We start from the raw sequence: 22,929 nt of genomic DNA on the forward strand, positions 1-22,929 counted from the left end.
TATAAATTCATTAATAATTCTATAAAAAGACTCCCTTTTTACTTGAAAGTTAGATATGGTATGGGTTTGAGTAATGCCAACTAACAAAAAGGCATCCCAGCAGCCATAATGCAGGCTCCGGGACACCCCTTCAATCTAGATTGAATTAGTCGTGAAAATTAAGGCCTGACGTAACCGCTTTGACGTAACCTGCTCGGATCACGAAATCTCCAAAATGCTCACGATGCAGACGTTCTTTGGCATAACGATGAAGAATAGGCTCCAGCGTCTCCAGGATTTCTTTTTCATCTATGTTTTCTTTATACATCTTATTTAAGCGATCTCCTGTAAAACCAGCTCCCAAGTACATATTATATCTGCCTGGTCCTTTACCAATAAACGAAATTTCGCCCAGTGCCGGTCTTGCACATCCATTAGGACAGCCCGTCATCCGGATCACAATTTCCTCATCACGTAGGCCTGCTTCGTCAATGACAAGCTCAAGCTTATCAATCAATGAAGGCAAATAACGTTCCGCTTCCGCCATCGCAAGCCCACAGGTTGGCAGCGCCACACAGGACATGGAGCTGCGTCGTAATGCAGAAAGATGTGCTCCATCCGTAAGTCCATGCTGTTTAGCCAGCTCAGTAACTTTTCGTTTTTTGGCAGAGGTTACGTTAGCAATTGTTAGATTCTGATTCGGAGTAAGCCGGAAATCTCCGGTATGAATTTTGGCGATTTCCCGCAGTCCGGTCATCAATGTGTACCCTTCTTGGTCATGAATCCGTCCGCTTTGGATATAAAGTGTTAAATTCCATTTTCCATTGGTACCCTTCACCCAGCCGTAACGGTCTCCATTATGATCGAAATGGTACTCCCGCGCCGCCTCAAGCTGCCATCCTAATCTTTCATGCAGCTCATCGACGAACCATTCCAGACCGTGGCGGTCGATCGTATACTTGAACCGTGCATTTTTACGGACAGAACGATTTCCATAGTCCCGCTGAATCGTTACTGTCTTCTCTGCTACATCAATCAATTGATCAGGACGGCAAAATCCAATGATACGGCCAAGCTGAGGATACGTACTTGTATCGCCATGTGTCATCCCCATACCGCCGCCTGCCGATACGTTGAACCCTACCAGCTTATCGTTCTCAAGAATAGCGATGAAGCCCAAATCCTGCGAGAATACATCTACGTCATTTGAAGGGGGAACCGCAAGACCAATCTTGAATTTACGTGGTAAATATACCGGACCATAGATCGGCTCAACTTCTGCCCGATCACCTAAACTATCCACTACCTTTTCACCGTCTAGCCAAATTTCATGGTAAGCAGGTGTGCGAGGTGACAGATGATCACTGACTTTTCGCGCCCATTCATAGACTTCAGCGTGCACCTCAGATTGATAAGGATTTGGATTGCTCATTACGTTACGGTTGACATCCCCACAGGCTGCAAGAGTCGTCATTAGCGTATCATTGATGCTTCGGATGGTCTTCTTCAAGTTCCATTTAAGAACACCATGCATTTGAAATGCCTGTCTTGTAGTCAGACGTAAGGTTCCGTTACCATACTTCTGTGCCAGATCATCCATCACCAGCCATTGCTCCGGTGTAGCTACTCCACCTGGGGCTACTACGCGAAGCATAAACTGGAATGCAGGCTCCAGCTTCTGACGTTCCCGTTCATTGCGTAGATCTCTGTCATCCTGCATATAGCTTCCATGAAATTTCAGCAGACGATTATCATCTTCAGGCAGACCGCCCGTAATCGGATTGCTTAGTGTCTCAACTAACGCACCGCGCAGGTAGTTACTCTCCGACTTAATATGCTCAACATCACTTGGAGGCCCGCCGATCGGCTTAACCTTCTCATTGTTTGCCATTGTTGTTATCTCCCCCCGAAGTCATTCGATAACTTCCCATCTATCCATTAGTAGACATCACGCTGGTAACGCTGTGTCTGTTGCATATCTTCCAGATAAGCCGCTGCCGCTTCAGGGCTAAGTCCGCCCTCACTCTGAATCACAGTAAGCAAAGCAGTATGAACATCATGTGCCATATACTTCTCGTCTCCGCAAACGTAGACATGAGCACCTTCTTGCAGCCATTCATAAACCTCACGACTCTTTTGCAAGATACGATGCTGTACGTATACTTTCTCTTCGGTATCACGTGAGAAGGCCACATCCAGCTTGCTTAGAACGCCATCCTTTAGCATTCTCTGCCAATCTGTCTGATACAGGAAATCTGTCACGAAATGCCGATCCCCATAGAACAGCCATGATTTCCCTTCCGCTCCAAGCTCTCCGCGTTCTTCTAGGAAAGAGCGGAATGGGGCAACGCCTGTGCCCGGTCCGATCATAATGATCGGTGCATCCGGATTAGTCGGAAGCTTAAAGTTAGGATTATGCTGAATGTAAATAGGCAATGTATCTCCCGGCTCTACTCTTTCGGCGCAATGCACTGAGCAGACACCGTAGCGTTCCCGGCCGTGAGCCTCATAACGTACAGCTCTGACGGTGAGATGAACCTCATCCGGGTTAGCCTTGTAACTGCTAGCAATAGAATATAGACGTGCAGGAAGCTTCCGTAAAATAGTCACAAAACTGCTAGCTGAGCCTTCCCATGGTGAGAAGTCCTGGATCAAATCGAGCAGATCGCGTCCTTGAATATACTCTTTTAGCTCCGAAGCACGGTCTGGAGCAACTAACTCACTCAGCTTGCTTGAGGCAGATAGCTTTGCTGCTTGCTCAAGTAATGGTTTTGTCAAAACGGTGATTTCATAATGATGCAGAAGGGCCTCACGTAAAGCTCCTTCATCACCTTTCTTATTAAACGGAACCTTATCACTAGAACTCCAACCCATAGTATGAATAATGGCGTCCACCAATTCAGGATGATTCTCAGGATATACACCCAATGCATCCCCTGGTTCAAACTGTATATCAGACCCTTCAAGCGATAGCTCCAGATGACGAGTCTCCCGATCAGAACCGCGCCCGTTCAAATTTAAATTCTCCAACACCTCTGCCTTAAATGGGTGATTCCGGGTATATAAAGGTTCTTGCGATTCTGCGTCCTCAGCGGCTTGAACCGCTTTTGCAGCAATACCCGGAGCATTCAAATTAACATTTAATGCACCAATTACACCTTCAAACCATTGGGCTACGGAATCATCATAATCGAGATCACAATCTACTCGCGGACTTAACCGCTGACCGCCAAGTTCCTCTAAGCGCTGATCAAAATCCTTACCGGTTTGACAGAAAAATTCATAGGAGGTATCTCCCAAAGCCAGAACAGAAAACCGCAGGTTCTCTAATTGAGGAGCTCTTTTACTATAAAGAAATTCATGAAAAATCCGTGCATTATCTGGTGGTTCACCTTCTCCATGAGTACTCACCAGTAAAAGCAGATTCTCAACCTTTTTAAGCGCAGTAGGTTTAAAGCTGTTCATCGCGGAGAGTGTGACCTGAAATCCTTGCTCTTCCAGCTTGCGGGACAAGCTCCCTGCCAGTCTCTGGCAATTCCCAGTTTGCGAACCAAATAATATGGTTACCTCCCGTGATGCTGCTGGTTGACTCGTCACAGCCGCGCCAACCTCCGCGTTCCCAATCGAATTCGATTGCACTTGAAGTTCGGCACCCGCCGGCGCCGCTGCCGCAGTACGGGCAATCGCAGACAAATATCCGCTGAGCCATATTTGCTGTGTCTCCGTTAAGGATGGTAGAAGACGATTGAGAAGCTCGACTTGGTTCTCGTTAAAAGGACTATTCGTTACCTGTAGTTGCAACAATATCCACCTCTCCTAAACATGAAATCTGGTTATGATCCGTACCTCATTTGAATCGATCTGAGCCTTTTTTAGAACCTCATAAAATCAGGCTATCACAATAATTGTAAACGATCAATGAAGTCGTTTTTACATAAAAAATGTTATTTATTGAAAATATATCAATAAAGTACGGAAAAACCGATCAAAACAGTATGATTTACTCTGATTTGATCGGTTTCATTATAAAAAGTGATACTATTTATAAAATATTGTGATAAATAAAAACTATAAATCCTTCTTACTTTCGGGAAATAATACCTCGCCTACCCCCAGCTTTATCTTCACAATCTCTTCAAGCGTATTCGATAACTCGCCAGGCGGATAAGGTTTCGTTAAATACTTCTGAATCACATCATTCAATTGGTTCTTATCCGATTGATCTAGCGCAGAGGATATAACTATAGGAATATTCTCTGTTCTCGAATCATCTTTCAGCATTCGGATCAAATCCCAACCGTCCAAATCTTCCCCAAGCATCAAATCAACCACGATCGCAACAAATGGTGTTTTTAAGGCTTGATCAAAGGCTTGCTGTGGATGATAGTGATGGGTGACACGGAAGCCCTTTCCTTTAAGCTCTTCTGATAAGAGTAACGAAAGACTATAGTCATCCTCAACAATCATTACATTTGGCTTACTCTCTTTATCTGCATTCCATTTATTTAGCTCATCTTGCTGTTGGATTGTATCCTCATGGTGGATTGGGAGGCTAAACCAAACTGTAGTCCCTTCTCCCTCCACCGATTCTATCCCTATGGTTCCTTTTTGTTTCTCAATAATTTCTTTACAGATGGCAAGACCAAGTCCGGTTCCGCCAATTCTTTTGGAAGCACTGTTATCCACTCTTCTGAACTTTTGGAATAACTGTCCTATCTGATCCTTAGGAATACCAAGACCATTATCCTGGATGCGCACAATAACTTGACCCGGCTCATTGTGCAGCAGCACCTTCACTTCATTGGTAGAAGGCGAGAACTTGATCGCGTTACTTAACAGATTCGTTAGAACTTGGACGATCTTATCCTTGTCCACATCCACGTCTGCATTAAGAGCCTCATCCACGAGCAGCACATGATGTGTGCTGCTAAGTTTATATTGATCGATAACGCCAAGCACAATTTCGCTGAGATTCACATGCTCCGTGATATACTGCTGCTTACCTGATTCCATTCTTTGCAGATCCAGGAAATCATTAATCAGCTCAGTCAACCGCTTCGCTTCCTTATGAATCGTCTCCAAATACTTCAGCTGCTTCTCAGGCTTCATGGTTTTGGACAATAGCAATTCCGTGAATCCTAGAACACTCGACAATGGCGTTCTCAGCTCATGACTTACCGTACTGACAAGATCAGATTTCATAAGATCCAGCTCGTACTCCCTAGTAATATCTCTATACACGAAAAGTGTACCAATTCTAAGCTCCCGTCGGAAAACGGGAATCGCATAAACATCAATATGCTTTTTGGATTCAGTTCCGATAGAATATTGCATACTGTTGGACTCCAGAGCATGCTCGGCGATTGCCTTCTCAAAGAACAACCGTAGTTCATCATTCTCATTCGAGCGTTCGATGAAATAATCCATCCATTCTTTTCTAGGAATCAATGTACCTTCTGTCCATTCATAGTTCACAATGCTGCACAGTGCCTTATTCATCTGAAGCATCTTGCCTTCTGTATTCACGAACTGAATGCCTTCGTTAACGTTATTCACAATATCACGGTTCAGCTTTCGGCCATGTTCAATCTCTTCATACATGAATAAACGCTCAATCGCCAGAGCTACGCGATTCATCATCCCTTGAACCTCATTAATCTCTTCTTTGCTGAAGGAATGTCCAATCCGGGTCCCGCAGAATACAGCTAAAATCTCATCTTCTGCATTCACAACAGTCGTATAGAAGTCATAACAGTAGACTTCATTCGAAGAGATTCCTTGTTCCGATTGCGTAGCTAGACGCTTAACAAGATAGGTTTTTTCTGTCTTCAGACGATATAACATTTCATTGTTCTCATTATCGAGGTAACGCTCTACATTTTTCTGCGGAATCCCTTTAACAGCAGCGATCTTATCTTTTACTAGCAGGAAGAAACTTGAATCAAATGAATACAGATGATGCATAAATTGAATGAACTTATCTGCAAATTCATGTTTATCTAACGTGTAGGTAATATCATGATTCAGCTGATTATTTAGCTCAAGCATCTTTTTGGTCTGTTCCGTATTTTTCAGCGTCTCTGCAAGCTCTTGCTGCACGCTCTTCATAGAGTTGATATCGTTCGCAATAAGGATGTACTGATAAATCACACCCTCTTCATTCAGATAAGGCACAATCGTCAGATGCAGCCAGACCGGCAATCCGTCTTTGGCTATAATCTGAAGCTCATTGCTCCATACTCCACCTGTACTTAATTTGTTGATGATTTTTTGGAATTCATCATGAGACACATTATAAAGTTCAAAGAGTCTGTATGTGTAGCCGATAATCTCCGACTTTTTATAGCGGGTATATTCACTTAAGTTCTCATTTGCGTAAGTAAACACACCTTTAGCGGTAAGGATACCGACAGCAGATGACTGATCGAGCGCTTTCATCATGCTCTCAATTTCACTAAGCGACCGTTGCAGCCTATACTGCTGATCCTGAAGCTCATCCTGCTGAGCGTGCAACTCTTCATTCTGCATCATCAATTCTTCTTCTTTATCTTGAATACTTCTGGCCATATTTAGAAATGCATTATAAAGCCGGCCAATTTCATCTTGATGCTTAAGCTTGCCCAGAAGGATTTCCTCACCGGCAGCCAGTGAATGCGTTGCTCCTTCCAGCTTCAAAATAGGGTCAATCAGGTTCTTCAGAATCCGCCAGATCATAAAGGTAAAGAACAACAGAATGATGGCACTAATAAAAAATGCGATAAATGTAAATTCATTTGCCTGTTTGATATAATCTATAGCCATAGTATTTAATGCTTCATCAGAGCGTTTTTTGTACTCTTCCGTATAGGAGAGAAAATCATTTACAGATTTAGTGGTACCATCTGCGGACAGCGCACGCAAAGCTACATAATCATCTGCCTCGACCAGCCGAATCGCTTCGGGCAGCGTTTTATTTTTATACTGAACATAAAAGGCCTTTAAGCCATCCCTGAAAAGAGCCTCTTCGGGAGATAAATTGAGATTGGAATAGGTATCCAGAATCTTATCAAAGTTAACTAGTCCTAAATTTAGAAGTTTTAATTCATTATCACTCTTAAGAGCGCTAAATCCCCTGGCACGGAAAAAAACCTCATTTAAGGCACTCGCCAAATCAGTTATCGTGTCCGCCTTATTTTGCAGAATTTCCCGGTCTCTGCTTAATTTGTTCTGTTCATCATTGATGAAAAAGAAAAATATCGATCCCATAATGATAATTAAAGCAAAGACCAGCGCAATGATACGAAAATACCTATTTTTGATACTGTGATTAGCGTTACTTCTCTTCGTCACTTAGGATCCCCTCCACAATCTGCAAGAGTTCCATTGGACTAAAGGGTTTGGGCATAAAATAACGTGCTCCTGCTTCCACTGCTCGAAGTCGATCTACATCTTGAGCTTTGGCCGTTAACATTAATATCGCTGTAGTTTTCTTTTTCTCCTCGTCCAGCTGCTGGAGCACTTCAATCCCTGTCATTTCCGGCATCATATAATCCAGAATCACCAAATCAAAATGATCCGCGGACAGCTTATTCAGTGCTTCCAATCCATTCTCCGCCGTGTGAATCTCAACATTCTCTAAATCTTCCAGCGTATCCTCGATTAACATCCGTAATACTTCTTCATCATCCACTACCATTATCTTTTGCATATTCGTACAATCCCCTTCGTTTTAGAACAAGAATCTATGAGCCAAGCGTTCCATCCGGGACAACAGCTCAGGCATATGGACTGGCTTTACTACATAATCATCGGCGCCCATCTGCAGGGCATGTACAATATCCGCCTGATTATTTCTGCCTGTCAGCATAATCACTAATATATTCACTTCCGGATATGTCTTGCGAATTCTTTCCAGCACCTCAACACCATCAAGATCCGGCATCACACCGTCCAGCAGGATAATATACTTCTCATCCACGGAATACCAATCCGATTGTAAAAAATCCAGTCCATTCGCAAAACTGCTGATATTGACCTCAGCAATATCCTCCGGCTCCCAAGTGTCAATCTGATGAGTCACGATTCTACGAATTAACGCATCATCATCCACAATAATTACATTAAGAACCGAATGCTTTTTAGTCGACAATAAATGGTCGTTATAAAGCGTTGTCTGATTCCTTCCAGCATCCTTGCTGGCATAGAGCGCCTGATCTGCTTCCTCTACAATTTTATCGGCAATATTCTCAGCTTCTGATACCTCAGATATCCCGCTAGAAAAGGTCACATGAAAGATTTCATTCTTCGCAAAAAAATCGGTTGCAGCAAATCGCTCCTGTATACGTTGTATCACTGTCAATGCAGAGCTCGCATCCGTATTTGGCAGGAACACAGCAAACTCTTCTCCACCAAAACGGCAAAAGGTATCTTCCATACGGATCGAACTTTGTACAAGCTCAGATAAGGACTGTAATACCTCGTCTCCGATTAGATGACCATATGTATCATTAATTTTTTTGAAATAGTCCAGATCAATCAGTGCTAGAGAAAATACTCGCTCCGTACGCTTAAAATCGCAAATTAGCTGCTTCATCACTTGATTAAAGTGTTTTCGATTGAATGCACCCGTTAATTCATCCACAATGATGGAGTCCTGCCATTCCCTTTTCAGCTCAAAACGGTTTTTGATCAGAGCCATGAATATATCAATATCTACAGGCTTCGATAAAAAGTCCATCACGCCCAGCTTATAGGCATGCAATTGCGTCGCTTTGGAGTATTCCCCGCTTATAATGATGATTGGAATACGTTCCTTTTTGGCTTTGCCGATAATTTGATTCAAGACCTCAATTCCACTGATATCTGGTAAAAGAATATCCAGCAGGATCAGATCGGGTTTGCTTTCATAAAAAATCTTAAGACCCCGTTCAGCAGATAAAGCAATGCTTACATAATAATTCTGCTTCTCCAATGATTCTTTTAAATAAGCAACTAATTCAACATCATCATCAATAAGCAATATATCATTATGCGGGAGTATTTCATCATTCCCTCTTTTGTCTAACTGCTTAACTGAACTTAGAGAAACCGATTCATCTTGGTCAAACAGAGAAATAAGCGGATACAAATAATCCCCCCACTCTTCAATAGACCAGCACTTTAGACTGCTTTCCATGAAATAGGGCAATGTTGCATCGGCAAATTGTTCAACTTCTTTTAACCCAACAGTACCAGCCGTACCCTTCAAATTATGCAAAAAACGATAAATGTCCTTCTCTTTAACTTCCGGCAGGTCCGACCATTCCTGGAGGGTTTGTTTGGTCCGCTCTTCAACCATATCTTTATATTTTTGTGTAGTCATATTTACTCCTTCAGAGTATCGTATCAATCTCTCACTTCATCATATTTTTCATATACTGTCAATCGAATTTTCTTTAATTTCATAGGTCTACATAAAAAAATGATCAAACTGACAAAAAACCTTTGGTTGAAGCTTGCTTCAGCTTTTGTAATAATGATTGGAATGGTTCATTCCGTTTACACGGCGTAATCACCATATACAAAGGGAGGCTGTAAGCATGAAGGGGATTATTACTGTATTAGGGAAAGACAAAGTAGGGATTATTGCTAAGGTATGTACATATCTTGCCGAGCACAATTTGAACATTCTGGATATTTCTCAGACGATTGTACAAGATTATTTTAACATGATGATGATTGTAGACATTTCTAGCGCGAACAAAGCATTTGAGGATATTGTTGAGGATTTACATTCAATCGGAGAATCAATCGGCGTGGAAATCAAGCTTCAGCATGAGGATATTTTTAATATTATGCACCGCATCTAGGAGGATGACCATGATATCATTAGTGGAAGTACAAGAGACGAATAAGATGATCCGTGAAATGAATCTGGATGTGCGTACCATAACAATGGGGATCAGCCTCATGGATTGTGCTCATACAGATATGAGAACTTTTAACCAAAATGTATACGACAAGATTACTAGATCCGCCGAAAAGCTTGTCAAAACAGGGGAAGATTTAGAAAGACAATTCGGTGTACCCATTGTTAATAAGCGGATTTCTGTCACCCCTATCGCTATCGCTGCTGGAGCTGTGAAGACGGATACGTATGTGCCTGTTGCTGAAATTTTAGACAAGGCTGCAAAAGAAGTTGGCGTTAACTTTATTGGCGGCTTCTCTGCGCTTGTGCAAAAAGGCTGCACCAAAGGTGATCGCATTCTGATCGACAGCATCCCAGAAGCACTGGCAGTCACTGAAAGAGTCTGCTCCTCCGTTAACGTTGGGTCCTCTAGAAGTGGAATCAATATGGACGCTGTGAAATTAATGGGTGATATCATCATTCAAACAGCGGAACGCACCAAGGATCGGGATTCCATCGGCTGTGCTAAGCTGGTGGTCTTCTGCAATGCCGTCGAGGACAATCCTTTTATGGCAGGAGCCTTCCATGGTGTTGGAGAACGGGAATGTGTCATCAATGTGGGGGTCAGCGGACCAGGTGTAATTAAGCGTGCGTTAGAAGAAGTTAAAGGTCAGGACTTTGAAACCTTGTGTGAAACGATTAAACGGACTGCCTTTAAAGTTACGCGTGTGGGACAACTAGTTGCTCAGGAAGCTTCCAAACGGTTGAACGTACCTTTTGGGATTATCGATCTATCTCTGGCTCCAACACCAGAAATTGGGGACTCCATTGCAGAGATCTTTCAAGTCATGGGTCTGGAGGAAGCGGGCGCACCAGGCACAACAGCCGCTCTAGCCATTCTAAATGACAATGTTAAAAAAGGTGGCGTTATGGCCTCCTCCTATGTCGGTGGACTCAGTGGCGCCTTCATTCCGGTCAGCGAAGACCATGGAATGATTCAAGCCGTTCAACGTGGTGCTCTTACCCTTGAGAAGCTAGAAGCCATGACCTGTGTATGTTCAGTAGGCTTGGACATGATTGCTATACCGGGAAGTACCACCAAAGAGACGATCTCTGGTATCATCGCCGATGAAGCTGCTATCGGAATGGTCAATAACAAAACAACCGCTGTTCGCGTCATTCCTGTCATCGGCAAGGATGTAGGTGAAATCGTAGAATTTGGCGGTCTCCTTGGATATGCGCCTGTTATGGCAGTTAACGGCTTCAATTGCGCCAACTTTATTAACCGGGGCGGACGGATTCCTGCTCCAATTCACAGCTTTAAGAACTAATAGAAACATCAAACAGCAAGTCCCTATTTGCACCTAGGCGACTTGCTGTTTTTTTTTTGTTCAGAGCTTGAAGATATTCATGTGATCAGATTTATGCTCGCTGGATCCCGATATTAGGTGTTCCACCGGTTAGATCGATAAATAATACATAGTCATTTCCATCCGTGCCCTTTAGTACAAGTCCTGTCTGTCCTGCAACTCCCACAGCGAAATATCTGACCTGTTGAAGGCTTGTGGGTGCTGCTACTGGTGTCAACGCCTGATTCACAGCAATCAAACGTGTAGCAGTTTTAATGGTGCCAGCACCGCTAATTTCACCGGTTACCCCCAAATGACCAAGTATAGACTCACTACCGTTCACATTAAGGCTACCCATTATAGTCTGACTACCATTCAAATGTAGATTTGAATCGATAGTCTCATTCCCGTTAACATGCAGATCATTTTGAATGGTCTGACTTCCTGTAACTAGAACATTATCAAAGGTTGGCAAGGCGATCATCCCTTTCAGTTTATATAGTATATCTTATGTTAAACAAGCCAACTCAGTCATAGATAGATATACATCTTTCACTAAATCCGCTTTTTCCTACGAGATTCTTATTAATGGTCTTATACCTAAAGTCAAATGATCCCCCTACACATATAATGTTTAGCAAGACTAGGTGCTAGAGCGAATAACTGGCTCCAAGGAATACAGGAGGAATTATGAAGAAGACAGCTAATAGGCTCACTCCTCAAAGGCCCTCAACTCACAACGTCACCATCAGCCATGTTCATCCATCGCAACAGCCTAATCTCATTCTTGAGATGAACTCTTATAGAGCGGAACCCCTAAAACGGGAACTAAAGCAATTAAGAGTATTGCTTCTGGTCCCTTCAGAGATAAGTAATAAAATGCCTAACGTACAACTTTTTAAAGATCAGCTAAGGCATCTGGTTAAAGAAGTGCTTGCCATTAAGTTACATCATAATCTAGAAGAATATTTAGCCCAATATCAGCCTGATCTGATACTTGCCTTGGGATCAGAGGCCCTGTTCCCTGAGGAGAACATCCCTGCCCTTAAGGCTTCTAAAGCTCCAAAGGCCGTATGGATGGCAGACGCGACCTGCCTTACCCGAACAGAACGTAATCTGGCACTGTTATTCGATTATATTTTTACACAGAACATAGCTAATCTAATCTATTATCAGGGTTTACGTGAAAAACATTCGAGCTATCTCCCTTATGCTCCAGACACGGATCTCTATTATCCAAGACGTGTGGAGAACCAATACCACAGTGACGTACTCATCCTCGGCCATTTTCAAATGAATAGTGTTCTGCACACCTTAGCTCATTCTGAACTATTTCATGGCCTCAAGGTATTAACCGTCGGGAGCGGGTGGGAGCCCATCAAAAATTTCATAGACATAAGCCATGAGAAAGATATGTCTAACTATTATAATGGCGCACGGATCATCATCAATTGCACAGGTTCTGTTCAGAAGATTATGGAGGTTTCTGCTTGCGGTGTATTTCAGTTAGTGGAAGATCATCCCCATCTTCAGGGTTACCAAATCACAGAAGAAGATCTCATTTGTTTCCAGAGCTTTAAAGAGCTCTCTGAGAGCTTCAATTACTATATTACTCATAGCGATGAAAGAAGAATTTCTGCCTCACGTGCGTTAAAGGAGGTGAAGTACAACTATTCTTATCTTCAACAAGGAAAGCTGCTGCTCAAAAAAATATTCACGGAGCCATAGGGGGTGACCTGACTTGAAATGCATTGCTTTTGTATTACCTCAGTTTCATCAGATATCAGAGAATGATTCCTGGTGGGGGGAGGGATTTACAGAATGGACAAATGTCAGGAAGGCTACAGCCCTTTATCCTGAACATCATCAGCCGAAAAAACCTTTAAATAATAACTACTACGATTTAACAGACCCTAAAGTGAAACAATGGCAGGCTGAGACTGCAAGGGCCCATGGGATTTACGGTTTTTGTTATTATCACTATTGGTTCAATGGCAGGCGACTATTGGAACAACCGGTTCAGCAGATTCTTACCAGCAAAGAGCCAGACTTCCCCTTTTGCCTGTCTTGGGCTAACGAACCTTGGACGCGAAGCTGGGATGGTACCGAAGAAGATGTCTTAATGCCACAGGAATATGGAGAAGAACGGGATTGGCGGATGCATTTTTATGCTCTGTTGGAGGCGTTCAAAGATGAACGCTATATTTGCGTAGATGGCAAACCAGTATTTATTATCTACAGATCCTCCAGCATCCCTCGCTGCGATGAAATGCTTCAATGCTGGCGTGATTTAGCTCAGCAAAACGGTCTTAAGGGTCTTCATCTGATCAGGACACTGGGCGGATTCCCTCTAAAGACAGAGCACGGGTTCGATGCCAGTCTAGAATTTGAACCTCACTACACATTCGCACATGGCGGTGTAAAGCATTTGTGGAGCTCCAAGCAAGTGGAGGATCAAAAGCATATCGTGATTGATTACGATGAATTATGGGAATCCATGTTAGAGCGGACACCTCACAGAGACGGAGAAATTATATATCCGGGAGCATTTGTGAACTGGGATAATACACCACGCAAAGGTGCCGCCGGACAAAGTACTTTGGGTGCAAATCCTCACAAATTCGGCCAATACCTGTCACGACAAATTGAGAGGACCAAAAAGATGTTCAAAAGTGATTTTATTTATATAAACGCCTGGAACGAGTGGGCTGAGGGTGCCTATTTAGAGCCGGATGATCATTATCGGTATCAATACTTACAAGCCGTTAAGAATGCTCTTCAATATCATCACAAAGAAGATCCTTCCACGCCGTAGCGTCAGAAGGATCTTCTTCTTTATTCCTTATGATCTTTCCGAAGTCTGCATTCTGGCGCTTCTTGCACTCATCATTCTCCACCCCGTTAGCAATGCAGCCACAAAGCATATGGATGCTGAAGTCATGAACACTACATGCATGCCACTGATAAACAACTCTGGTCGACCCGGAACTAGACCTGTTACCCGATAACCTGCTTCGCTGCTCATCACATGAAAGAGTATCGTCGTAGCGATCGTAATACCGACAACCATACCCACATTACGAACCAGCGAATTGACGCTGCCCGCGGAACCAAGCTGAGTTCTAGGCACCTTAGACATAACAAGTGAATTATTCGGCGATTGAAATAGACCACTACCTATCCCCAGCATAGCGATCCACACACCTACCAGCACAACAGAGCTTCCTTCATGAAGCTCTGCTAATCCAAACTGAGCAATAACCATGACCACCAGCCCTGCAAAAGTTAGGAATTCAGAACCGATTTTATCCGATAAAGCACCGCTTATTGGTGCAACGACTACCATACATATCGGTAACAGCATCAACAGGAATCCCGCTTCAAAGGGCGATAGATTCAGCATATTCTGTGCATAAAATGGTGCGATAATGTTAAAGCAGAAGTTCGCTGTAAATACGAGAAACCCACACAAAATACTTAATGAAAACAATGGATTCTTAAATAATGACAGTTGCAGCAGCGGTTCTTTTCTTCGAAGCTCCGTCCACAAGAACGCAATAAAGCTGATTACAGCTACGATTAGTGAAGTCACAATTAAACTGTCGCCATAACCGAGCTGCTGTCCCAATAATAATCCCGCGAACAAACTTATAATAAAAATTGCGAAGAGCAAACTGCCAGGAACGTCAATTGTAGATTTCGTTCTAGTTAAATCCTTAGGCAGTACCTTCCATCCTAACAGGATAGCAATCACTCCAATTGGAATGTTCACCCAAAAGATATACTCCCAGCCTAATGTCGAGACCATAATCCCACCTAAACTAGGGCCAGCTATACTTCCCAGTGACACGAATGTACCTATGAAACCAAGAGCTTTCCCCCGCTCATTAGCAGGAAAAATATCCGTAACTATTCCTTGGCTGTTCGCCATTGTCATCGAAGCTCCGACAGCCTGAATAACGCGCGAAGCAAGCAAAGCAGGTAAACTTAAACTGAATCCACACAGCATAGAACCAATAACAAAAACAACCGTCCCAATCTTAAAGATTCGAATCTTCCCAACAATATCTCCAAGCTTCCCGAAGAAAAGAATCGCTGCACAGATCGCCATCAAATAACCTGTGGTTACCCATTCGATTTGTGCCATAGGCAGCTTCAATTGTTTCGATAATTCAGGTAAAGCGATGTTGACAATACTGCCATCAAGCGTGGACATAAAGGTGAAAATATTCAGGACAATTAATATCATCCAACGTTTCTTCTGAATATCCTTGTCTTCCTGATAGGTTGCGCTAATAGAACTCATTACTAACACCTCATTGAATGTATAATCACCGTTTAGTTGCGCACGCAACAAAACTTGCATACCCAGTGTACATCAAATTAGTTGCGCACGCAACGACTTTATTGTACACTTTGTCTCAGAGTAGTAAATACGCGAACTAAACCCAAAGAGGTGTCTATATCTTGGAAAAAGAGCCTATAGGTAAATTAATTTCCTATTTTCATCGTCAAAATCAAAAGCAATTGGTAAAAAAATTCATGCCCTATGGAATAGGTAGCGGCGGGCAACACAGCTTTCTCAAATTGATTCTTGCCAAACCAGGGATTACACAAGATCAATTAACATCTGAATTGAAATTCGATAAAGCGACCACCGCTCGTTCCGTAAAGCAATTAGAGAACTCGGGATACATTGAACGTAAACCAGATCCTAATGATCGACGCTCTCACCTATTATATCCAACTCCTAAGGCAAATAATTTCTCACCTATCCTTCAGTCTATTTTAGATGATTATAATAAAAGTCTCGTTGGCAAATTAACAAGTGAGGAAGTAGAACAGCTTCGTTACTTACTTCAAAAGATCAGCACTGACGAAGAGTAGGAACAAGAAAAGCAGCTGTCTCAAAAGTAGTGAATGCTACTAATGGGATAGCTGCTTCTTTTTCGGTACTCACTTCACCTTTACAGTCTCAGTAACTTCTTTCGTAATCTCTTCCCCACCGAGGCTCTTCCATTTCTCTACAAAAACATCAAAGTCACTAAGGGGTGAGTCGCCCACAATAATATTCAAAAAGGTCTCACTTTCCAGATTTTGAAGTTCCGCCCACTTGCTCTTCATTAGTTGTGTGTTTCCATAAAAGACCCCTCGCACTCCCTCAATAGCAGTGGAGGTTAAGACGGCAACTCCGTATTTATACGCGTTCGCTGCTTTCCAGCCTTCTAGATCTTTTTTAGGTTGTTCAGTGTCCTCCACCCATTGATCATAGATGAGACGGGTATCTGGATTTAATGTATCCGGGTCTATTTTTCCATGTAGAGCTTGCTGAATATCTGCATAATGTTTTTCTATCGCATCCGAATAATCAATTAGAAGGTCAAACGGATAATAAGCACGCAGCTGAATTCCTGTTTGTGCAGAGAAATCATCCAGCTTCTTAACTTCTTCTGTATTTGGGTCTTGCCTTCTCTCAAGTCTTGTAAACACATTCAACTGCTTCATAATGGCTTCTGGGTGTTCAAATCCTTTACGTACAACTAGATAACGATCCGTAACTGGAGCCAAGTGAGCAACAAACTTGCCGGAATCATCAAGTGGAGCTGCATGCGCTCTCCATTCTGCCTTCGTGTCCAAAGCTACGGCCTCTGACAATGGATAATAAGGCATCCACCATGGGCCAAAAAACATGCCTGATTTCCCAGTGATTATAGGCTCCTGAGTTTCTTTATACAGAGCAAAATCCGGGTCCAGCAACCCACGTTTATACCAATCCGCCAGTTTAGCAAGTGCTTGTTTGGTCTCTGGTGTAATAGAGCCGTACACAATTTTACCGTTGCTATCCTTGATCCAATTCGTCGGGTAAGCATGAAATGCACTAAAAACAGCATCCAGACCATTAACTAATGGCTTAGTTCCATATACGATATTTTTGTAGCCGCTTAATCCTACAGTATCTCTTTTCCCGTTCCCGTCAGGATCTTTTTCAATAAAAGCCTGAGCAATTTTCTCGATGTCCTCAAAGCTCTGCGGGGGTTGCAGCTCCAGCTTCTCCAGCCAATCCTGACGTACCCAGAGCAGAACAGGAGAATCCGCATCAATCGCTACATTCGGTAATCCGTATAATTTACCATCGCGGGAAGCATCCTCTAACGCTTCTCCCTTCGTAGAATTGTACATATCTTTAATTAACTCAGAGCCGTATACTTTGTAGGTCTCTGTAAGGTCCTCTATCATGTCATTATCAATGAGCTTCTTCAATTGATCTCGATCTACAACCATCGCATCTGGCAAATCATTGCTATCGATCGCAAGCTGTGCTTTTTGATTAAAAGCATCTTCACCCTTTGCCTCCCAAGAGTGAACTACCTTGATATTCGTAATGCTCTCCAAATAACGGGTGATTGGATTGTTATCATTGCTGTCACCTGTATTTAACCTGGAATCAGGAACCTTAAATCCTACCCGGATCACGATCGGATCTTCATATTTGCTATATGCGATAGAAGTATCTTCGACCTCTCCCTGAGGACTTCTGCCAGAATCCACTGGTATGCTCTGGTCACGGCAGGATGTCAGTCCGATGATCACTATAAGAAGGAGGATGGATCTCCAAAATTTCATCATTGGCCTTTCCCCTCCGCACGATATTCGCTCGGTAGTTTACCAATGCGTTCCCTGAACAGCCTACTGAAATAACGGTCATCCTCAAAGCCAGACCTTGAAGCAACCTCACAGACGGGTAGCGAGGTCTCCAGCAGCAATGATTTAGCCAACTCAAGCCGCATTCCCCGTAAACATTCACCAAATGTCTCTCCGGCAAAACGAGCGAAACATTGACTGAAATAACCACGACTCATATTAATTTTAGCCGCTACGTCGCTCTGATTGATTTTGTCACCTGCATGGCTCTGCATATAACGAACTGCGCGAATTAGGCAGGACATCACCTCTTTAGTCAATCCTAGCTCGAGCATTCTCCGTCCCACATGATCAGAGAATCGCCGCAGCCAGATCTTCCAATGGCACCAGTTCAAGTTAAGTGAAATGTCCCGTTCCAATTGAACAGCATCTTCAGGCTTCAAGAGTAAAGCACTCCATCTTTGCAAAAGAGAATGTGCGAACGTTAGATATCTATCAGGTCGCGGCTTCTGCAAGCGTATGTTCGATACAAAATGGTCCCATTCGTTTCCATCAATCGTCCACTTGAGATTTTGGGCTTGCTCGAATAGATCCGCTTCATCATGTATTAAATTGGTGCCCGATATTTCCTTCTTTAGTTCCTCATAATTCAGAGAGGTCAGTTCCTCAGCTCCAGAATGATAAAATAGCATATGCCGTAGCTGCGTTGTAAGTTGCTCCTCCAATTCCTGTAACGACTGATCTCTTATCCCGCTGATAAGCGCGAACTGCCATCTCCCAGAAAGCTGGCTTTTAAGCTCCCGCCTACCTTCTTCTTCCGAGAAACGTTGAAGCAGAGGTGACATCCACATCTCATGAAAGGTGATCAACGGATTATTCTTCACGAAGGATAGGTGAAATAACTCTTCTTCATTACAGTGATTGTTTAATGGTAAATAGAGCAGCGCCTTGTCTGCGGCCATCCGTTTACCTTCACCATGAACCAAGGCATCCCGTGTATTGTCCTCCCATTTGATCCGATCAACGAGCCGACGTATAGTCTCATCCGCATTTTCCATCTCTAACAGAGTTTTGACAATATAATCAACAGCTCCTAAACGCATGGCCTCCTGCACATAGTCAAACTCATGATGGCAAGTAAGCACAACACAGCGAATGCCTGCGAAACGCTTCCTCACTAGTTTAATTAGCTCGAATCCAGAAATACCAGGCATAGTCAAATCTACAAATAGCAGATCCACATCCTGCTGCTGAAGTAGCTCCAGGGCAGATTTGGCATCTCCCGCCTCCCCGACAATAACAACCCCTAAGGACGACCAATCGATTAGAGATATGAAGCCTTTCCGCACAAGTCTCTCGTCATCAACCACTACAGCCTTAATCATCGAAGTCCTCCTTACCTTTCCTCGGAATCACGATAGATACAACCGTACCTTCCCCTAGCTTGCTGTACATCTCTAGTTTCATCTGCTCTCCATAGTAGGTTCTAAGCATCCGGTTCACGTACGAGAATCCGATTCCGAGTCCCCGTTTCTTGGCTCCGTCCTCTGACAGCAGCTGGTCTAACGTATCCGCATCCATACCAGCCCCGTTGTCTCTTACACATAGCTTAACTTCTCCTTCGCCATGCTCTGTAATTAAGACATCTACCCTGCCATTATCGCTTAGTCCATGATAAATCGAGTTCTCTACGAGAGGTTGAAGTAAGAATCTGGGGACTGCCACAGACAATACATCCTCATCTGCCTCCACGTTAAATTCGAATTCATAGTCATAACGGATGCGCTGCAGCTCCATGTAATTTCGGATCGCTTCAATTTCCTCTCCCAGGGTAACAATGATGCTTTGCTTGCCCAGATTATAATGCAGCACCTTTACAAGGAGAGTAACCAGCTTGTCGATCTCCTTTTGACCGTTGAGTCTTGCCATCCACTGCACCGTATTCAATGTGTTGTGCAAAAAGTGCGGATTGATCTGGCTGAGCAGCTTTTCAATCTCGAATTGGCTTTTCTGCTTCTCATTATGGGCTACCGCAACAATCAGCTCATTCACCTGTTTCTTCATCTGCTGGAAGTTACTAAGTACGAAATCAAACTCTTCCACGTTCGTGTAGGCAACCGGAGAGGTAACATTTTCTGCCATTCGATTAATTTCAAGGTTAACCTTGCGCAAGGGGCCATAAATCTTTTTCCAAATCATCCAAGCCAGAACTCCGGCAAAGAGTAGCGTCGAGAACGCGAGCAGGATCATTTTATAGAACCAGGAATAAATTTCACTGTTGAATTCAGACTTTTTAACTACGGCAATAAGCTTCCAGCCCTGCGGACTAGCATATCGAAACAGATGATATCCGGTAAGCGTCTCATGTGAGAGATTGGAGCTGCTTCCTGCAGCTTTGATAATTCCTTGGGGTAATTTCCCGTCAATTTCATAGGTGTTAGTGCCCTGTTGATTCACAAGGATATGATTTACCTTCATCCCGTAAGATTCCTGATTAAATATTTTGCGAAGAAGACTGTAATTCGTCTCTAAATAAATATATAACTTATGTTCACCTGGTACGCGTACAATGCGCTGCTCCGAGAATACGAGATTATCTCCGACGGCATACATCGTAGAATGCGGCCCGTAGTAATCCGCCCCGTTATATCGCATAAAAGAAGGTAAAGTACTGATATCGAAATTTCTGCGCGCACTCATATTGGTGAACAGAACCGGATCATCACTGCTAGGCATAATGTAAGCTGTAAGTCCAATATAGGGATTCGTAAAATTGACGAGGTTGATTTTCTGATTGATGGAGTTCATCATTTGCGATTTGCGATAAATTTGCTTTTCTTGAATAAAAGAGGACATTTCCTCTACAATCTGACCATCCAGCGCAAACTGTTTAGAAGCAAAATCCATATTGTCGATGGCATTCTCCAAACTTGAGGCTTCCTGTTTCAGGCTTGCACTTATACCATTGCCAATTTTCCCTGAAAGGATAGAGTAAATAGAGGTGTAGGTTACGAATCCTACTAAGAGAAGCGGAAGTAGCGTTCCGATTACGAGATAGATGAATAGAGTATTACGTAAGGATTTGACAGCTGGGGTATGATTACGCTGGAGTACTCTTACCATCCGAATGATCCTCTTCTTTCTTCCTGTAAGCGTTTTATATATTAATGTGAGAATACCACATTTATCCTTAATTGAATAGAATAGGGCAGAACAGCCTCCACGCCGCCCCGCCCTATTTATAATAGAACCTTATTTCACGCTTTTGCGAGCCTCGAATAGTTCCTCAGCTTTTTTAATAGAGAAATCCATCACCTCGGAATAGCCAAGACCATTCACCTTATCATGCATCTCTTTATTCAATTTGTCATATTCAGCTTGATCTTTAGCAAAAACCATTTTCCAAGAAATTTGTTGAATGACCGTACCGATTTGTTTGTTCTTTTGCTCCAGTGTTTTATCCATCATCAATGGCTCTTTGCCAGTGAAGCCTTGTGGAGCTACAGCCAGCAGATTATTTTTCTCAAAATACTCCTTAGGTGTCAGAACGCCCATCTTCGCTCTCCAATCACTATCAAGCTTAGACGGATTACGTTGCAGGGTTGTCGTCCATAGATTGTGATCATATGGCTCTTTGTTCTCTGGATTCACCATCGCTGGTACCACAAAAGAGAAGTTCATTTGATTGGAGCCGTAGTAGTAGTCACCGCCGCCATATTCTGCAGGCACTTGCGTATTCTGTTGATCCGCGTAAGCCTTCCAACCAAAATCAGTCACGACAGGTTTACCGCTTCCATCTATATCCCAAGTCAGCCCCTTAGGTCCGTTTGGTACCGCAGTCCCGCTTCCTGCAGAGATCATTGCGCCTTCCGGGGTGTACATCCAGTTAATGAATTCCATAATTCTTGCTGGTTCCTTAGCTTTTGCGCCGATTGCTATAATACCGTTACCACCGTAAACATTGAAGCCTGTAGAGTACATCAGCTCATCCTTAAATGGAACTAATGCAAAACCTTTACCTTCAGCTGTTCTTTCCGGTGTATTGTAGTTAGCGGCTCCAAGCCATGGGAACCAGGAGAACAACAGACGGCCATCTTTGTATTTCGCTACAACATCGTCGAATTTTTGAGTCATAGAATCTGGATCCACCAGACCCATTTGGTTAGCTTCAAAATACAGCTTGAGCGATTTCATATACCAGCTATCTTCGGATAAGAAGTCATAATACTTTTCTTCGTCTGCTTTAACATACACAGCAGTGTCAGGAATTTCATCATAGCCCATCATGTTTGCAAACTGTTTAGCCAGTGTCATTTTATAGTTGCCATCCCAGTCAGACCACATCGAGAAGGCATAGGTTTTCTTACCTTGCTCATTCTTTGGCTCAAGCTCTTGCATTTTTTTCAGGACTGGAAGATAATCTTCAATCTTTGAAATTTCAGGTGCTCCGATTTGTTGATAAAGATCCCAGCGCAGGTCTGGACCCCAAGTCATATCTTTTCCTTCAGAAGGCCCGGATGGGTTAGAAGCTACGTTGTTTCCCATGCCAAAGACTGATGATCCACCGCCAAAAGCTACCTTTGCTTTCTCAATAGCTTTTGGGAAAGTGCTAGAAATATCTTTTCCGTATTTGTCCAGAAGTCCGTCTTGTGTCCAGTCTAAGAGCAGCTTTCCTTTGATCGCATTTGGATAATGGTTCTTGTCATCACCGAAAATGATGATATCTCCAAGATCACCAGATGCCATCATTGCAGAAATTTTGGTATCTCCACCTGTAAGATTTGAAGCTACAATGTCCATCTCAATGTTGAACTTATCTTTGATGATTTTGGCGAACCATCCAGTTTGTGGCCCCGCATAGTTAGCCGTTGTAGAGAATACGGTCAGCTTCAGCGGCTTGGAATGATCAAGTGCTCCGTCATCTGGTGCTGCTGTTTCTTCCGCCGGCGCATTTGTGGCAGCGGACGTGGGCTTCTCTGTACTAGTGTTTTTGCCCGAGTTAGCCGTATTATTCCCCCCGCCACATGCTGCCAGAACGAAGACCAGGATTACGGATAGCATGACAAGCGATGCTCTTCTTAGTCTCATTGCTTT

16 protein-coding genes are annotated in these 22,929 nt (G+C 43.2%); 5 read left to right on the top strand and 11 right to left on the bottom strand.

The window, feature by feature from the left end:
* Positions 1 to 145 precede the first annotated feature (145 nt).
* The 5 genes from cysI to NST74_RS19600 all read right to left on the bottom strand — a co-directional run bounded on the left by cysI (position 146) and on the right by NST74_RS19600 (position 9,319).
* A complete protein-coding gene (cysI, locus tag NST74_RS19580; protein ID WP_341113968.1) occupies positions 146 to 1,870 on the bottom strand; it encodes an assimilatory sulfite reductase (NADPH) hemoprotein subunit in 1,725 nt (574 codons plus the stop codon).
* Positions 1,871 to 1,917: 47 nt separating this feature from the next.
* Positions 1,918 to 3,780, bottom strand: coding sequence for an assimilatory sulfite reductase (NADPH) flavoprotein subunit (locus NST74_RS19585; RefSeq protein WP_341115935.1), 1,863 nt, complete (start codon positions 3,778 to 3,780; stop codon positions 1,918 to 1,920).
* A 267-nt stretch (positions 3,781 to 4,047) separates the two neighbouring features.
* The gene (locus NST74_RS19590; RefSeq protein WP_341113970.1) at positions 4,048 to 7,308 is read right to left on the bottom strand and encodes an ATP-binding protein; all 3,261 of its coding nucleotides are present in this window, start codon (positions 7,306 to 7,308) and stop codon (positions 4,048 to 4,050) included.
* Positions 7,292 to 7,666: a response regulator transcription factor gene (locus NST74_RS19595; protein WP_042129381.1), complete on the bottom strand. Its 375-nt coding sequence runs from the start codon at positions 7,664 to 7,666 to the stop codon at positions 7,292 to 7,294. Before NST74_RS19595 ends, NST74_RS19590 begins: the two co-directional genes overlap by 17 nt.
* Positions 7,667 to 7,687: 21 nt before the next feature.
* A complete protein-coding gene (locus NST74_RS19600; protein ID WP_341113971.1) occupies positions 7,688 to 9,319 on the bottom strand; it encodes a diguanylate cyclase in 1,632 nt (543 codons plus the stop codon).
* A 217-nt stretch (positions 9,320 to 9,536) separates the two neighbouring features.
* Between NST74_RS19600 and NST74_RS19605 the strand changes: the two genes are divergently transcribed.
* Together NST74_RS19605 and NST74_RS19610 are read left to right on the top strand one after the other, a co-directional pair.
* Positions 9,537 to 9,806 carry an ACT domain-containing protein gene (locus NST74_RS19605; protein ID WP_042129386.1) on the top strand — a complete coding sequence of 90 codons (270 nt, stop codon included), beginning with the start codon at positions 9,537 to 9,539 and terminating at the stop codon, positions 9,804 to 9,806.
* Positions 9,807 to 9,819: 13 nt separating this feature from the next.
* Positions 9,820 to 11,175, top strand: a complete 1,356-nt coding sequence (locus NST74_RS19610) for a PFL family protein (protein ID WP_245237908.1) — start codon at positions 9,820 to 9,822, stop codon at positions 11,173 to 11,175.
* A gap of 91 nt (positions 11,176 to 11,266) precedes the next feature.
* Here the strand turns inward: NST74_RS19610 and NST74_RS19615 are convergent, their stop codons facing one another.
* The gene (locus NST74_RS19615) at positions 11,267 to 11,677 is read right to left on the bottom strand and encodes a hypothetical protein (protein WP_231573830.1); all 411 of its coding nucleotides are present in this window, start codon (positions 11,675 to 11,677) and stop codon (positions 11,267 to 11,269) included.
* Positions 11,678 to 11,883: 206 nt separating this feature from the next.
* On the opposite strand from NST74_RS19615, the gene NST74_RS19620 reads away from it, so the two are divergent.
* Positions 11,884 to 12,921 (top strand): glycosyltransferase family protein, encoded by a 1,038-nt coding sequence (locus NST74_RS19620; protein ID WP_341113973.1) that lies wholly within the window; start codon positions 11,884 to 11,886, stop codon positions 12,919 to 12,921.
* Between the two features lie 13 nt (positions 12,922 to 12,934).
* Positions 12,935 to 14,008, top strand: a complete 1,074-nt coding sequence (locus NST74_RS19625; protein ID WP_042129394.1) for a glycosyltransferase WbsX family protein — start codon at positions 12,935 to 12,937, stop codon at positions 14,006 to 14,008.
* A gap of 27 nt (positions 14,009 to 14,035) precedes the next feature.
* Here the strand turns inward: NST74_RS19625 and NST74_RS19630 are convergent, their stop codons facing one another.
* The gene (locus tag NST74_RS19630; RefSeq protein WP_341113974.1) at positions 14,036 to 15,499 is read right to left on the bottom strand and encodes an MFS transporter; all 1,464 of its coding nucleotides are present in this window, start codon (positions 15,497 to 15,499) and stop codon (positions 14,036 to 14,038) included.
* Positions 15,500 to 15,660: 161 nt separating this feature from the next.
* On the opposite strand from NST74_RS19630, the gene NST74_RS19635 reads away from it, so the two are divergent.
* Positions 15,661 to 16,080 (top strand): MarR family winged helix-turn-helix transcriptional regulator, encoded by a 420-nt coding sequence (locus NST74_RS19635; protein WP_341113975.1) that lies wholly within the window; start codon positions 15,661 to 15,663, stop codon positions 16,078 to 16,080.
* A 69-nt stretch (positions 16,081 to 16,149) separates the two neighbouring features.
* On the opposite strand, the gene NST74_RS19640 is transcribed toward NST74_RS19635, so the two are convergent.
* From NST74_RS19640 to NST74_RS19655, 4 genes are all read right to left on the bottom strand, one after another.
* Complete coding sequence (locus NST74_RS19640) at positions 16,150 to 17,820, bottom strand: extracellular solute-binding protein (protein WP_341113976.1); 1,671 nt, start codon at positions 17,818 to 17,820, stop codon at positions 16,150 to 16,152.
* Positions 17,817 to 19,220 (bottom strand): response regulator, encoded by a 1,404-nt coding sequence (locus tag NST74_RS19645; protein ID WP_341113979.1) that lies wholly within the window; start codon positions 19,218 to 19,220, stop codon positions 17,817 to 17,819. The genes NST74_RS19640 and NST74_RS19645 overlap by 4 nt, the downstream gene beginning before the upstream one ends.
* Positions 19,213 to 20,958 carry a sensor histidine kinase gene (locus NST74_RS19650; RefSeq protein WP_076119730.1) on the bottom strand — a complete coding sequence of 582 codons (1,746 nt, stop codon included), beginning with the start codon at positions 20,956 to 20,958 and terminating at the stop codon, positions 19,213 to 19,215. The genes NST74_RS19645 and NST74_RS19650 overlap by 8 nt, the downstream gene beginning before the upstream one ends.
* Before the next feature lie 129 nt (positions 20,959 to 21,087).
* Positions 21,088 to 22,923: an ABC transporter substrate-binding protein gene (locus tag NST74_RS19655; RefSeq protein ID WP_042129403.1), complete on the bottom strand. Its 1,836-nt coding sequence runs from the start codon at positions 22,921 to 22,923 to the stop codon at positions 21,088 to 21,090.
* Positions 22,924 to 22,929: the final 6 nt, after the last annotated feature.

Source organism: Paenibacillus sp. FSL F4-0125 (genome assembly GCF_038008565.1).
Classification (GTDB): domain Bacteria; phylum Bacillota; class Bacilli; order Paenibacillales; family Paenibacillaceae; genus Paenibacillus_AQ.

Bases quoted from the DNA above. Each gene is read 5' to 3' on its own strand.
- cysI (WP_341113968.1), bottom strand. From the start codon at position 1,870: ATGGCAAACAATGAGAAGGTTAAGCCGATCGGCGGGCCTCCAAGTGAT.
- NST74_RS19595 (WP_042129381.1), bottom strand. From the start codon at position 7,666: ATGCAAAAGATAATGGTAGTGGATGATGAAGAAGTATTACGGATGTTA.
- NST74_RS19600 (WP_341113971.1), bottom strand. From the start codon at position 9,319: ATGACTACACAAAAATATAAAGATATGGTTGAAGAGCGGACCAAACAA.
- NST74_RS19605 (WP_042129386.1), top strand. From the start codon at position 9,537: ATGAAGGGGATTATTACTGTATTAGGGAAAGACAAAGTAGGGATTATT.
- NST74_RS19615 (WP_231573830.1), bottom strand. From the start codon at position 11,677: ATGATCGCCTTGCCAACCTTTGATAATGTTCTAGTTACAGGAAGTCAG.
- NST74_RS19620 (WP_341113973.1), top strand. From the start codon at position 11,884: ATGAAGAAGACAGCTAATAGGCTCACTCCTCAAAGGCCCTCAACTCAC.
- NST74_RS19630 (WP_341113974.1), bottom strand. From the start codon at position 15,499: ATGAGTTCTATTAGCGCAACCTATCAGGAAGACAAGGATATTCAGAAG.
- NST74_RS19640 (WP_341113976.1), bottom strand. From the start codon at position 17,820: ATGATGAAATTTTGGAGATCCATCCTCCTTCTTATAGTGATCATCGGA.
- NST74_RS19645 (WP_341113979.1), bottom strand. From the start codon at position 19,220: ATGATTAAGGCTGTAGTGGTTGATGACGAGAGACTTGTGCGGAAAGGC.
- NST74_RS19650 (WP_076119730.1), bottom strand. From the start codon at position 20,958: ATGGTAAGAGTACTCCAGCGTAATCATACCCCAGCTGTCAAATCCTTA.
- NST74_RS19655 (WP_042129403.1), bottom strand. From the start codon at position 22,923: ATGAGACTAAGAAGAGCATCGCTTGTCATGCTATCCGTAATCCTGGTC.